This window comes from Halopseudomonas bauzanensis, assembly GCF_900114735.1.
Taxonomy (GTDB): Bacteria; Pseudomonadota; Gammaproteobacteria; order Pseudomonadales; family Pseudomonadaceae; genus Halopseudomonas; species Halopseudomonas bauzanensis.
Genome location: NZ_FOUA01000002.1, coordinates 274,458 through 286,871, shown reverse-complemented (window position 1 = coordinate 286,871; position 12,414 = coordinate 274,458). Strand labels below are relative to the sequence as shown.

The following is a 12,414-nucleotide window of genomic DNA, read 5'->3' as shown; positions in this document are numbered from 1 at the left end:
TTCGTGGCTGAAGCAGAGGAGCTGGTCAGCGACGCGGCGCGCCACGCGACCATCTATGCACGCCGATTGTGGCTGCGTTATCGCCCGCCGCCCGATGCTCCGCCCACGGCACTGCTGGTGGACATCGCCCCGCGTCTCGACCTGCTGATTACCGCGTTGACCGGCCGTAGCCTGCCGATCCGCATTGCCCAGTTGCCGGCACGGCCAACGCTGTTATCGCGGCTGTACCGTCGCCACCAGGCTCCCTGGTTGCGGCAACCGATACCCGCCACCGACGGCCAACGGTTATGGTTGCCCGCCGATTCCGGTATTGAGAATATCGCCCAGGGCAACGAACTCTATCGGGTCATGGCCTTGCAGCAGGCCGCACGTATCCAACGTAGCAGTGCCGAGCTGCTGGACCCGGCGTGGCCGGCGTTGCTGGCCGATGCTTACCTGCTACTGGAAGCCTGGGCCGCCGATGCCGAGCTGATTGCGCACCTGCCCGGCATGATCGCCACGGTCACCCGGTTGCGCCAGTACGCTCTGCAAGCGCGACCACCACTGAGTACCTTCTCGCGTCCGCGCCAGTCACTGGAAGCACTCCTGCGCCAACTGCTGGAGGCGCCCTGCGGCCAGCCCTGCGCAGCCATCCCTCTCAGCCCGTCGCCGAAGGCGTCGGTACGCCTGGCGCCCGAGCTGTTGGCAAGCATCGGCCTGTCACCGACAGATCGAGCCGGCGGCAACGCGCCGCTGCTCAAAGACTGGTGGACCGGTGAGTTGCGCCAGCCCGCATCCAGCGCGCGCAACGAGCTAGCCCCTGGCGACGCGCCAACCGAGCCGCAGCCCACCGCGGCGCCGACCCGCAGCTCACATCTGCTGCGCCGGCCCGACGTACGCGAAGCGAAGGAAGATGAGGATGACGACAGCGATGCGGGGGTCTTCATGGTGCAAGCCGACGAGCCCCATCAGCACGCCGAAGACCCGTTCGGGCTCAACCGACCGGTGGACAAGGATGAGGACATCAGCGCCGATGACTACGGCGACATGCTCTCCGAGCTGTCCGAAGCGCGACTGGTATCCACACCGGGCCGGTCGAAGGAAGTCTTGATCTCCGATGATCCGCCGGACACCAATACCGCCATGCAGCTGAAGACCGCCATCCGCGAGCAACAAGGTCTGCGTTACCCGGAATGGGACTACCGCATCCAGGCCTACCACCAGCCCGGCGCGACCCTGCATGTGCTGCCCAACCTGCCCGGCTCCCAGCAATGGGTGGATGACACCCTGGATGCCCACCGCAGCCTGCTCAATCATATTCGCCGCCGTTTCGAAATGCTCAGCGCCCAGCGTGTCACCCGGCGCAAACAGCTGGATGGCGACGACATCGATCTGCAGGCCTATATCGACAGCTACGCCGACTTCCGCGCCGGCGGCAGCCTCTCCGCTGCCCTGTACCAGACTCGCCGCACCGCCGAACGCAACCTGGCCATCACCTTGTTGATCGATATCAGCGGCTCGACCGACAGCTGGGTCTCGACCAATCGGCGCATTATCGACGTGGAGCGCGAAGCCCTGCTATTGGTCAGCGTGGCGCTGGACGGCATGGGCGAGCCCTGGTCAATCCAGGCCTTTTCCGGGGAGGGGCCCGATGCGGTCATCGTCCGGCAAATCAAAGGCTTTGATGAGAACTTCAGCAACGAGGTCGCACTGCGCATCAGCTCACTGGAGCCGGAACACTACACCCGCGCCGGTACCGCCATCCGCCACGCCAGCCGTGATCTGTTGCAGCAACCGGCCAGCCACCGGCTGCTGCTGGTGCTGTCCGACGGCAAGCCCAACGACAAGGATATCTATGAAGGCCAATATGGCGTGGAGGACATGCGCCAGGCCGTCACCGAAGCCACATTGCAGGGTATCTCGGCGTTCTGCCTGACCATCGACCGCCAGGCCCCGGCCTATCTGCCGCGCATTTTCGGCGCGCAGCATTATGCGCTGCTGCCACGCCCGGAGCTGTTGCCGACGGTATTGCTGGATTGGATGAAGCGGCTGGTGGTGCACTGAGCCGGGAGCGGGCTTTTGTGGGAGCTTTACTGCTTATCTCCCGCCAACCCCAGCCGCTCATGCCACTCCGCCAGTGACTCCTGTGGATAACCATCAAACTGCTGATCCGCGGGCGCCAGCTGCAGCTCGACCCAACCGGCCCTGGAGCCCAGCAAGATGTGGGTATGCTCCGGCGGCACCGGCAATTCGGTGTCGATAGCCGAGGCGAACGGGTGGATCAGCTCCGGCCACTGCGGGTCGTACAACCAGAGCCCGCTGCCGCATCCACGGCAGAAGTGCCGCTCGCCGCTGCTGGTCTGGATACTGCCGTCGGGCTGTGCGATCCGCGCGTGGTACACCGAAATCGATTCGCGCCCGCTGACCTGCAGACTACGGGCGTCGCCGCCCAGATTGATGGCGTAGCCGCCACCGCCCTGGGTCTTGCGACAGATCGAGCAATAACAGCGCTGATAAGGATAAGGCTGGGCGCTGTCCAGACTGAAGCGTACCGCGCCACAATGGCAGGAACCTTCAAGCTGCATGGCGATTTCTCCCCTCGTTCATACCCCTATCAGATCACCCCGCAGGCAGAGCGCGCTCCGCCGCCACCCAGCGGCTCGGGGGTATCGGCATGGTTGTCGCCACCTGCGTGGATCATCAGCGCGCGGCCCTCGATTTCCTCGAGCTTCTTGATGCGCGGCGCCAGCACCGGATAGTCCGCCGTACCGTCGCTGTTCACATAGAGCGCCGGCAGGTCGCCCAGATGACCGTCGGCATAGGGGCCAAGGTGTTTGCCGGTATCCTGCGGATCGTAATGACCGCCCGCCGCCTGCGCTGCGGTCGGCTGGCCGTCTTTCTCCGCCGCTTCGCAACTGCCGTTCTCATGCACATGGAAACCGTGCACACCGGGTTCAAGGGATGTCAGCTTGGGAGTAAATAGCAGACCGTGATCCGTCTCGCTGATCTCGATGGTGCCGATGGATTCCTGCTTGCCGTCGGCACTGACCTTGTTGATGGTCACTTCCTGCGACGCCGCGTGAGCGGTACCAATGGTCAATGCGGCGGCGATTATCAGCCATTTCTGCGATTTCATGCTCGTCTCCTTGGGATGATTCTAAGCATGGGACAAAGCCGCCGGGCGGTCGTTCAGGGTTTTGCGTCCTGAGAGATGGCATTGCCGCTCAGTGCGCCTCTCGCCGATCGAATAGCTTGCCGCCCAGCATGATCACACCAAAAATCACCGCCCCGGCCAGAATGCCTACCCCCGCCGACATCAGCGTCGGCAACACTCCGCCGAGCACCGAGCCGATCCAGGGCAAATCCACCGTATGCTCAGCGGTATTTTCGATCCAGTGACCCAGGGCGTGAAAGCCGTGGGTGAGAATGCCGCCGCCGACCATGAACATCGCCGCGGTCCCCACAACCGACAGGGTTTTCATTAGCCAGGGCGCCAGCCACAACAGACCGTGGCCGATTTTCTGCAATGCCGTGCTACCGCGCTCGGTCAGCGCCAGCCCCACGTCATCCAGTTTGACGATGCCGGCCACCAGGCCGTAGACGCCCACGGTGACCGCCAGTGCAATGGTACTGAGTACCAGCACCTGGGTGAGGAACGTCGCTGTCGCGACCGTACCCAGGGTGATGGCGATGATCTCGGCGGAGAGGATGAAGTCGGTGCGCACGGCGCCCCTGATCTTGGTCTTCTCAAAGGCGACCATATCCCGGTTGGGGTCAGCCAATGCTTCGAGCTTCTGGGCGCGCCGTTCAGTGTCGTCATGGAAGAACCGGTGCGCCAGCTTCTCAAACCCCTCATAACAGAGGAAAGCACCGCCCAACATCAGCAAGGGCGTGATCAGCCAGGGAATGAAGGCGCTGATCAACAACGCACCCGGTACCAGGATGAATTTATTGCGAAAAGAGCCTCGCATCACCGCCCAGACCACCGGCAATTCCCGATCCGCCCTGACGCCGGTCACCTGCTGGGCATTGAGCGCCAGATCATCCCCCAGCACCCCTGCGGTTTTCCGTGCCGCCAGCTTGCTCATGACCGATACATCATCGAGCAGGGTGGCAATGTCATCAAACAATGCGAGCAGACTGGAAGCCAAGGGCAACATCCTCATCAGGATCGGCAGCGCCGCTGCCGAGGCGGGGTTTGGCTTGAGTATTGTTCCGAAACCGGCAATCAGCCACCCCCCAACGGTGACGGCCAGCCGGCCAATCCGCAGCAGCGCACAAGCCTGCCGCCCCGCAACATGCTACTCTGCCAGCGTTATCCCTATTGCCAGAATGTCCCATGAGCGTTAACCAAAGCCTGCTGTTACTCGCCCTGATCATCGTCGGCGGCGCCTTTCTCGCCATCGCCGAGATTTCTCTTGCCGCCGCGCGGCCACTCAAGCTGCGGCGAATGGCCGACAATGGCAATGCCGGGGCGCTGAAAGTCATCGCGGTACAGCAGAATCCGGGCAATTACCTGACGGTGGTCCAGATTTCCATCAATGCGCTGGCGATTCTCGGCGGTATCGTCGGTGAAGAGTTTCTGACGGCCGCCTTCACCCAGCTGTTGCTGCTGGTGCTGGAGCCACCGCTGGCAACGACGCTGGGGTTCGCTTTATCGTTCCTGGTACTGACCTCGCTGTTCATCGTCGTCACCGATCTGATCCCCAAACAAGTAGCCATGGCATTGCCGGAGCCCCTGGCCATATTTTCCATCGGTCCGATGCGCGCACTGAACACGCTATTGCGGCCCTTGGTATGGTTCTACTCGCGCCTGGTCAACGGCCTGATCAGACTGCTGCGCCTGCCTGCCCGCCGCGATGATGAGGTCACGCCCGAGGATATCCTCGCGCTGACCGAGGCCGGTGCGCGCTCGGGGTTACTGGCGCCCGGTGAACAACAGGCGATCGAGAACATCTTCGAGCTGGATACCCGCACCCTGCCCAGCGCCATGAGCAATCGTGACGAGATTGTCTACTTCCTGATCGATGATTCCGATGCCCTGATCCGCTCGCGGATCGCCGACACGCCCCATTCCTGCTATCCGGTCTGCGATGGCGATATCGATCACATCATCGGCTATGTGTCGATGAAGGATCTGTTCAAGCGCGTGCTGCACAACGAGCCTATCTCTCTGGCCGATCCGGCGCTGTTGCACAAACCGCTGGTGGTGCCGGACCGGTTGACTCTCGCCGAGCTGCTCAAGCAGTTTCGCCTGGTCGGCGAGGATTTTGCGCTGATCGTCAATGAGTACAGCCTGGTGGTCGGGCTGATCACGGTGAACGATGTGATGAGCATCGTGATGGGCGACCTGGTGCCGCCGTGGTATGAGGAACAGATCGTGCGCCGGGATGATAACTCCTGGCTGATCGATGGCGTGACGCCCATCCAGGACGTGCGCCGGGCGCTGGAAATCGAAGACATTCCCCAGGAAGAAGGCTACGAGACGCTGGCCGGCTTCATGATGACCATGCTACGTCGGGTGCCACGCCGCACCGACCGGGTAATCTGGGGCGACTATACGTTCGAGGTGGTGGATGTGGACAGTTATCGCATTGACCAGGTCCTGGCAACCCGCACCTCATCCAGTTCAAACGAAGCAGATAAAACCTCCGCAGGTCATCACTGAGAAGCTGCTTGGCGCCCGCTGAAGAGCGGACGCCAATAGCAGAGCGCTGGATCAGATCATACGCCGCAGCACGCCATCCTTCTTGACGAAATGGTGCAGCAGGGCGATGCCGATGTGACCGACGATCATGATCAGCAGCAGCCAGGCGATGGGCGAGTGCAGGCTGCCGATACTGGCCATCCACGGAATCTCATCACCCTTGGCGACCAGTTGGATGCCGAAAGGAGTCCAGCCATAACCGTTGCCGATCATGGTCATGATGCCGGTAACTGGCATCAGGACCATGCCCGCATACAGCAGGAAATGACCGATCTTGACCAGCAGTGCGGTGGCCGGATCCTGCACCGGACGATTGTTCTTCTGCTTGGCGGCCCAGATGATGCGCAGCACCACCAGTACCAACAGCAGGGAACCAATGGAAATGTGCCACGGCACCAGGGTCTGGCCGACCCAATGCTCACCATCATTGATACGGTCGAAGAATTTCAATATCTGCCAGATGATCAGTAGGCCCATCCCCCAGTGAAAAAACCGGGAAATGCTGCCATAGCGTTCTTGGGTATCACCTTTCATGTCCTGCTCCTATCTCACAATCCATCAGTTTCCATCACGGATATTGCTATTTGATTTATGCGCCAATGCTTGCACAAGCGGATCATCAAGCGTTTCGGCTTTTGTGTCTGAATGTGTGCAGTAGACAGCATCGTTGATCCTTTCAAGCGTGATCAGGCGATGCTCTCCACGATACCGCCTTCCACCCGCAATGCCGCGCCGGTGGTGGCGCTGGCCTGGGGCGAGGCGGCATAAACGCAGAGATTAGCCACTTCTTCCGGGCTGGCAAAGCGGTGCAGCAAGGTGGACGGCCGGTTTTCCTTGAGGAACAGACCTTCCATTTCCTCGGCGGTGACACCCCGCTCGGCCGCCAGGTCAGCCATCATCTGGACCGCCCCCTCGGTACGGGTTGGCCCCGGCAGAATGGTGTTGACCGTTACCCCGGTACCCGCCAGCACCTTGGCCAAGCCGCGGGACAACCCCTGCAGCGCACTCTTGCTGACGCCGTAGTGCACCATCTCGGTGGGAATGTTCAGTGCCGATTCGCTGGAAATGAACTGGATACGACCCCAGCCGCGCTCGCGCATGCCCTTGGCATAATGCCGGGACAGACGCACACCGCTCATGATGTTGACCTGGAAGAACTCTTCCCACAGCGCATCATCGATATCAAAGAATTCCCGCGCACCGTAGATGCCCAGGCCGTTGACCAGGATATCCGCCTGCGGTTGGGCCGCAATCAGGGCTGCGGTGCCCTCCAAAGTACCGGGATCACAGACCACGCCACGGGCAGCATCGCGGCCAACAGCGGCATTCACTTTCTCTACCGCGCTATTCACCCGGCCCTGATCACGGCCAACCACGGTCACCTGGGCACCGGCACTGGCCAGGCCAGTGGCGATCGCCAGGCCGATACCCCTGGTAGAACCGGTAACGATGGCGGTCTTGCCGGAAAGATCAATAATCATGGTGTAGCTCCTCTAATAAATGGCAGCGGTATCAACCAAAGCGAAATGCGGAAATGGTGGTCTGCATGACCCGTTCTGAATACACCTTCTGACCCGGTTCCTCGCCGCCAGCGCCAGCAGCGACCAGCAACGGCATCAGGTGTTCCTCGTCGCCCTGCGGATGGCACAGATGAGCATGGGGGGCCTTGGCCCAGTCTCGTAACAGCTGATCACGCTCTGCTGCCGGGCTCTGCACCGCCTGGGTCAACCAGCGATCGAATTCATCGGAAATAGCCGAGAAGCGGCTGTCGCCATAGGCACGCATGTTATGGAAACTCATGCCACTGCCGACAATCAGAATGTTGTCATCCCGCAGCGCGGCCAGCGCCCGACCGGCCTCCAGGTGCGCCTCAGGGTCCAGGTCGTGACGCAGGGACAGTTGAATCACCGGGATATCCGCTCCCGGAAACATCAGTTTCAGCGGAATGAACATGCCATGGTCAAACCCGCGCTCGGCATCCACCTGCGCCGGCATGCCTGCTCCATTGAGCAGTTGGGCTACCTGCTCGGCCAACTGCGGTTGACCTGGTGCCGGGTAGGTCAGCTCGTAGGTGTGCGCCGGAAAGCCGTAATAATCGTAGATCAGCTGCGGGCGGGCATGGCCGGTAACGCTGAACTGGTGCTCCCGCCAGTGTGCCGACACCATGACAATGGCCTTGGGGCGCTGGGGCAGCGTGCTGGCAACCTGCTTGAGAAAATTGCCCATTCCCACCCAGGTAGTCGCGGGATCCCAATCCATGAAGAAACAGGGTCCACCACCGTGGGGGATGAACAGCGCCGGCTGACGTGCAGAGTTGTCTTTGCTCACAGAAATACCCTCCAACTTTGTATGGCAACAGTATCGTTGCTGCCAATAAGTAAGAGAACCGGCTAACATTCACCAACACTTGTTACCAACAGTAGGAAGTGAGCATGGACCGTATTACCAGTATGCGAGTTTTCGTTCGGGCTGCCAGTGCCGGTAGCCTGTCCGCTGCTGCCCGTCACCTGAGCATGTCGCCCGCCATGGCAGCCAAACATGTGAATGCCCTGGAGGCGCGCTTGGGGGTGAAGCTGTTTCATCGCACCACACGACGCCTGAGCCTGACCGAGGCGGGCAGCAACTATCTGGAAGCCTGCCAACGCATCCTGCCGGAGATCGATGAAGCCGAAGCCGTTGCCGCCTCGCAGCGAGTCAAGGCCACCGGCCTGTTGCGCATGAATGTGCCGCTGTCCTTCGGTGAGCGTTTCGTCGCGCCGCTGATTCCGGCATTCAGTCATCGGCATCCCGAGGTCAAGGTCGAATTGGGGCTGAGCGATGCCCAGGTGGATCTGCTGGCCGGCAGCTGGGATCTGGCCATACGCATCGGCCGGCTGAGCGACAGCAACCTGCAGGCGCGCCGTCTGGGTGACAGCGCCATGCTGGTGTGCGCTGCACCCAGCTACCTGGATCAGCGCGGCGTGCCCCGCCGGGTGGCCGAGCTGGCCCAGCACAACTGCCTGAGCTATACCCTGTCACCCATGCAGGACGCTCGCACCTGGGCCTTCGGCCCTGACGGCGAGGTACGCGTTCCGATCAGTGGTGATCTGCTGGCCAACAACGGTAATGCCCTGCTGGCTGCCGCCGTCGGTGGCCAGGGCATCATCTATCAACCCCATTTCATCGTTGGCGAGGCGCTGGATGCCGGCCGACTGGTGGCGCTGGAACTGGACCAGCCGGTGATCGAACTGGGCGGCATCCACGTTCTCTATCCACCGGATCGCCGGCCGCCGGCCAAGGTGCGGGTGATGATCGATTATCTGGCGGAGGCGTTTGAACGCGCACCGCCTTGAGCGGTAACTCGAAGGCTCGCACGTTCCTGAACGCATCGAGCACCCGTTCGATGAGCGAAGTCAGCCGGCCCCGTTCAAGCGTAGCGCAGCTGCGCTACGCTCCATAACTCTCAGCGGGTTCCTGCACCCCGTCCGGTCGGTCAATCACAATGCGTTCGCGCAGCCAGCTGGCGAACTCGGCTTCGCTGATGGAGCCTTCGGCGAGGCCAATATATTGCGGATAGAGCTCGACATCGTCCGCCTCCAGATGCCCATCATTGAGTTCGATAAACACCTCGCACATGACCGCCGCGGCGCGCTTGTTGCCATCGACAAAGGGATGATCACTGGCCAGGCCATGGGCCAGGCTGGCAGCCAGATCAGCCAGATCCGGTGGCGGCTTGCCGTAGGCGAACAGCTGTTGCGGGCGGGCCAGCGCCGAGTCAAGCAGCCCCTCATCCCGCACCCCGTTACCGCCGCCATGCTCGGCCAACTGCCGGTCATGAATGGCCAGTGTCAGTTTACTGGTGATCCAGACAATCATGCGGGCGGCCTCACTGTGCCAGTTTGTGCAAGAGGTTGCGCCGCTTACGCATAACTTTATCAGCCACTTCCATTTGCTCAGCCAAGGTCGGATCAAAGGTAGTGAGCTTGATGCCGTCCGGCGTTTCCAATACATACAGCTCATCACCCTTTTCCAGGCGCAGGCGGGCGAGGATATCCTTGGGTAGGATGACCCCGGCGGAGTTGCCGATGCTGGTGATTTTGAGTTTCATGTACATCTCCTTGATCCGGTTATAACGAAAGGTATAACCGGATTGATCAAAGTACAAGCAGGCAACTGACCCTGAGCGTAAGCAGCTAAGGCGTTTAAAGCTCAAGCCGGAAAAAACGGGAAGAACAACAGCAACAGCGGGATGGCAATGGCGCCGGCGACGAAAATCAGCGGCAAACCACACCTCAGATAATCAGCAAATTTATAACCGCCAGCCGACAACACCATGAGATTCGCCGGCATGCCGATCGGTGTGGCATAGGCGCAGGAACCACCTATCACAATCGCCATCAGCACCGCCCGGGGATCGGCGCCCAGATTGGCCGCAATGGACATGCCAATGGGGACCAGCAGTGCAGTGGTCGCCGTGTTGGACATGAAATTGGTAAGCGCGCAGGAAATGAAGAAGATCACCATCAACAGAACGGCAGGGGACGGCTCTGTGCCGAGCAGGTCCATGATGAAGGTAGCGACCGTCGCCCCAGCTCCCGTCTGGTCAAGCGCGCTGGCCAAAGCCAGGGTGCCGCCGAAAATGAAGATGGTTTGGGTGTCGATGGAGTGATACGCCTGTTTCTCGGTCAAGACCCCGACCAGCACCAGAAATGCCGCGCCGATACAGGCGGTAATGTGCAGGGGAATGCCTATCGCCTTCTCGAAGACCATGCCAAGGATAGTGGCAACCATGACCACCAGCGACATGATCTGCTTCCACTTCGGCACAGCACTGAAATCATGCTCCTGATCGAACCCGCTGATCGCAGATGAATTACCTGCGGGCAGCAACCGATAGCCGAAGAAAGCGAAATAGATAATCCCGCCAACCAGCAATGGAAGTCCCACCTTGGCGTATTCGAAAAAGCTGAACTCAAGACCGGCATTCTGCAATGCGCTTTGGGCAATCAGGTTGCCTGGCGCACCGATCAGCGACAGATTGCCGCCCATTGCTGCGGCCAGTACCAGCGGCATCAACAACCGTGAGCGAGAGAAACCGGATTTAGCTGCGATGCCGATTACCACCGGAATCAGTATCGCAGCGGTGCCGGTATTGGACAGCAAACCGGACAACACCCCGACGATTACCATGATCGCCACGATCAGTTGCCGCTCGGTCTTGGCGAAGCGCGTCACCAGACCACCGATACGGTTTGCCATCCCCGTTTCGAACAGGGCGGCCCCCACCACGAACATACCCACGAACAGGATGACGTTGGTATTGATGAACCCATTGAATGCGGTTTTCGGGTCGAGGACACCGGTCACTACCAGCGTCAGGCAGACGATGATGGCAGTCAACGCGAGAGGAATTCGCTCCCAGACAAACATGACGGTTGCGAACAGCAGGAGCAGCAGGGTTATCTCGATGTGAGTCATTTATTTCCCTCCTCAATCAAGAGGAGACTCCATGTATTTTTGTTATGGGCGAGGCCGCAACAAGCTGCGACCGGCCGAGTATATACAGTGAAATAAACTGGATTGATCGCCTTGAAATCACATCTTTAGTGAATTTGAGTTAACAATATAATTACTCGGCGACACGCCACTAAGCCTTGGCTTTAACGAGCGAGGGGCTGGGAAATAACTTTAGGGATGCAGCAGGATTCCGGTGCCACAGGCTGACGAGGGCGCAGTCTGTGACATGGGAATTTAATGATGGGAAGAGAAAGCAGTGCAGGAGCTGCGGCCTGTTTACTCTTTTACGTTCATATATTGCTCTGCCCAGGCGAGGTATTCGTCGGGGCTGGTGTAGCGGGTCGCCAGTTCCGAGGCAGTGAGACCATTGCCGGGGGCGATACCACGTTGTTCGCGCAGGCTGTCGTAGGTTGCCTTGATTGCAGCGAAGTAGGCACCGTGTCCGTTTACCACAATGCGTACACCCAACGCGGCCAGGCGCTCGTCATCGCGTAGCTGCGGATTCCCGTAGGTCACCAGCATCAGCGGCACCCGCAACCCTTCGGCGATAGCTTCCAGGTGGGCGAAGTCCTCCACGCCGACCAGACAAATACCATCGGCGCCTGCTTCCTGATAGGCGCGGGTGCGGTGGATCACGTCGTTAAGCGACTGCACACCGGCGTGGGTACGCGCAATGATCGCCAGGGCGCTGTCATTGCGTGCTTCCCGAGCGGCCTGCAATTTGCCGACACCCTCCGCGACGCTGATAAGGTCGTACGACTTGCGCCCGAACTGCGCCGGCAGCAACGTATCCTCCAACGTCAGTGCGGCGACCCCGGCACGCTCCAGCTCGGTTACCGTGCGCATGGCATTGAGCGCATTACCGTAGCCGTGGTCAGCGTCGGCAATCACCGGCAGCCGAGCCACCCGACCGATACGGGTGGCCTGTTCCGCAAACTCGCTGAGCGTGATCAGGGCGATATCCGGTGCCGCCAACACTTGCAAGGAGGCGACCGAACCACCGAGGATACCGACCTCAAAACCGAGATCGGCAGCGATACGGGCCGACAGCGGGTCGAACACCGAGGCAGTTTGAAAACAGGCGGAGCGGGCAAGCAAAGCGCGGAAGGCGTTGCGCATCTCGTGATGGCAGACTTTCTGCATGGTCTTCATCTCTGTGATCTGTACCAAAGTGACAAAGCACTACATGCACCGTCACCAGAAGAGGGTCCGGTACGGTGCAGTTACTGCTA

13 protein-coding genes are annotated in these 12,414 nt (G+C 60.6%); 3 read left to right on the top strand and 10 right to left on the bottom strand.

What is annotated here, in order from left to right; genetic code table 11:
- Positions 1-3: 3 nt before the first annotated feature.
- The gene (locus tag BM267_RS07730; protein WP_074778964.1) at positions 4-2,043 is read left to right on the top strand and encodes a nitric oxide reductase activation protein NorD; all 2,040 of its coding nucleotides are present in this window, start codon (positions 4-6) and stop codon (positions 2,041-2,043) included.
- Between the two features lie 26 nt (positions 2,044-2,069).
- On the opposite strand, the gene BM267_RS07725 is transcribed toward BM267_RS07730, so the two are convergent.
- The 3 genes from BM267_RS07725 to BM267_RS07715 all read right to left on the bottom strand — a co-directional run bounded on the left by BM267_RS07725 (position 2,070) and on the right by BM267_RS07715 (position 4,130).
- Positions 2,070-2,564 carry a GFA family protein gene (locus BM267_RS07725; protein WP_074778966.1) on the bottom strand — a complete coding sequence of 165 codons (495 nt, stop codon included), beginning with the start codon at positions 2,562-2,564 and terminating at the stop codon, positions 2,070-2,072.
- Between the two features lie 29 nt (positions 2,565-2,593).
- On the bottom strand, positions 2,594-3,115 hold the full coding sequence (gene sodC / locus BM267_RS07720) for a superoxide dismutase family protein (protein ID WP_074778968.1): 522 nt from the start codon (positions 3,113-3,115) through the stop codon (positions 2,594-2,596).
- An 88-nt stretch (positions 3,116-3,203) separates the two neighbouring features.
- Positions 3,204-4,130 (bottom strand): DUF808 domain-containing protein, encoded by a 927-nt coding sequence (locus BM267_RS07715; protein ID WP_177173389.1) that lies wholly within the window; start codon positions 4,128-4,130, stop codon positions 3,204-3,206.
- A 188-nt stretch (positions 4,131-4,318) separates the two neighbouring features.
- On the opposite strand from BM267_RS07715, the gene paeA reads away from it, so the two are divergent.
- A complete protein-coding gene (gene paeA / locus BM267_RS07710) occupies positions 4,319-5,647 on the top strand; it encodes a polyamine export protein PaeA (protein ID WP_074778972.1) in 1,329 nt (442 codons plus the stop codon).
- A 51-nt stretch (positions 5,648-5,698) separates the two neighbouring features.
- Here the strand turns inward: paeA and BM267_RS07705 are convergent, their stop codons facing one another.
- From BM267_RS07705 to BM267_RS07695, 3 genes are all read right to left on the bottom strand, one after another.
- A complete protein-coding gene (locus BM267_RS07705; RefSeq protein ID WP_074778974.1) occupies positions 5,699-6,220 on the bottom strand; it encodes a cytochrome b in 522 nt (173 codons plus the stop codon).
- A gap of 152 nt (positions 6,221-6,372) precedes the next feature.
- Complete coding sequence (locus BM267_RS07700; RefSeq protein WP_036991682.1) at positions 6,373-7,167, bottom strand: SDR family NAD(P)-dependent oxidoreductase; 795 nt, start codon at positions 7,165-7,167, stop codon at positions 6,373-6,375.
- A 31-nt stretch (positions 7,168-7,198) separates the two neighbouring features.
- Entirely contained in the window at positions 7,199-8,014 is an 816-nt protein-coding gene (locus BM267_RS07695) for a DODA-type extradiol aromatic ring-opening family dioxygenase (protein WP_328586270.1), read from the bottom strand.
- A gap of 104 nt (positions 8,015-8,118) precedes the next feature.
- On the opposite strand from BM267_RS07695, the gene BM267_RS07690 reads away from it, so the two are divergent.
- On the top strand, positions 8,119-9,018 hold the full coding sequence (locus BM267_RS07690; protein WP_036991679.1) for a LysR family transcriptional regulator: 900 nt from the start codon (positions 8,119-8,121) through the stop codon (positions 9,016-9,018).
- A 94-nt stretch (positions 9,019-9,112) separates the two neighbouring features.
- Here the strand turns inward: BM267_RS07690 and BM267_RS07685 are convergent, their stop codons facing one another.
- From BM267_RS07685 to BM267_RS07670, 4 genes are all read right to left on the bottom strand, one after another.
- Positions 9,113-9,541, bottom strand: a complete 429-nt coding sequence (locus BM267_RS07685; protein WP_036991677.1) for a type II toxin-antitoxin system death-on-curing family toxin — start codon at positions 9,539-9,541, stop codon at positions 9,113-9,115.
- Positions 9,542-9,551: 10 nt separating this feature from the next.
- Positions 9,552-9,773, bottom strand: a complete 222-nt coding sequence (locus tag BM267_RS07680; RefSeq protein WP_036991675.1) for an AbrB/MazE/SpoVT family DNA-binding domain-containing protein — start codon at positions 9,771-9,773, stop codon at positions 9,552-9,554.
- Between the two features lie 101 nt (positions 9,774-9,874).
- Positions 9,875-11,143, bottom strand: a complete 1,269-nt coding sequence (locus BM267_RS07675) for an SLC13 family permease (protein ID WP_036991674.1) — start codon at positions 11,141-11,143, stop codon at positions 9,875-9,877.
- A gap of 315 nt (positions 11,144-11,458) precedes the next feature.
- Positions 11,459-12,325, bottom strand: coding sequence for an isocitrate lyase/PEP mutase family protein (locus tag BM267_RS07670; protein ID WP_036991673.1), 867 nt, complete (start codon positions 12,323-12,325; stop codon positions 11,459-11,461).
- Between the last annotated feature and the right edge of the window lie 89 nt (positions 12,326-12,414).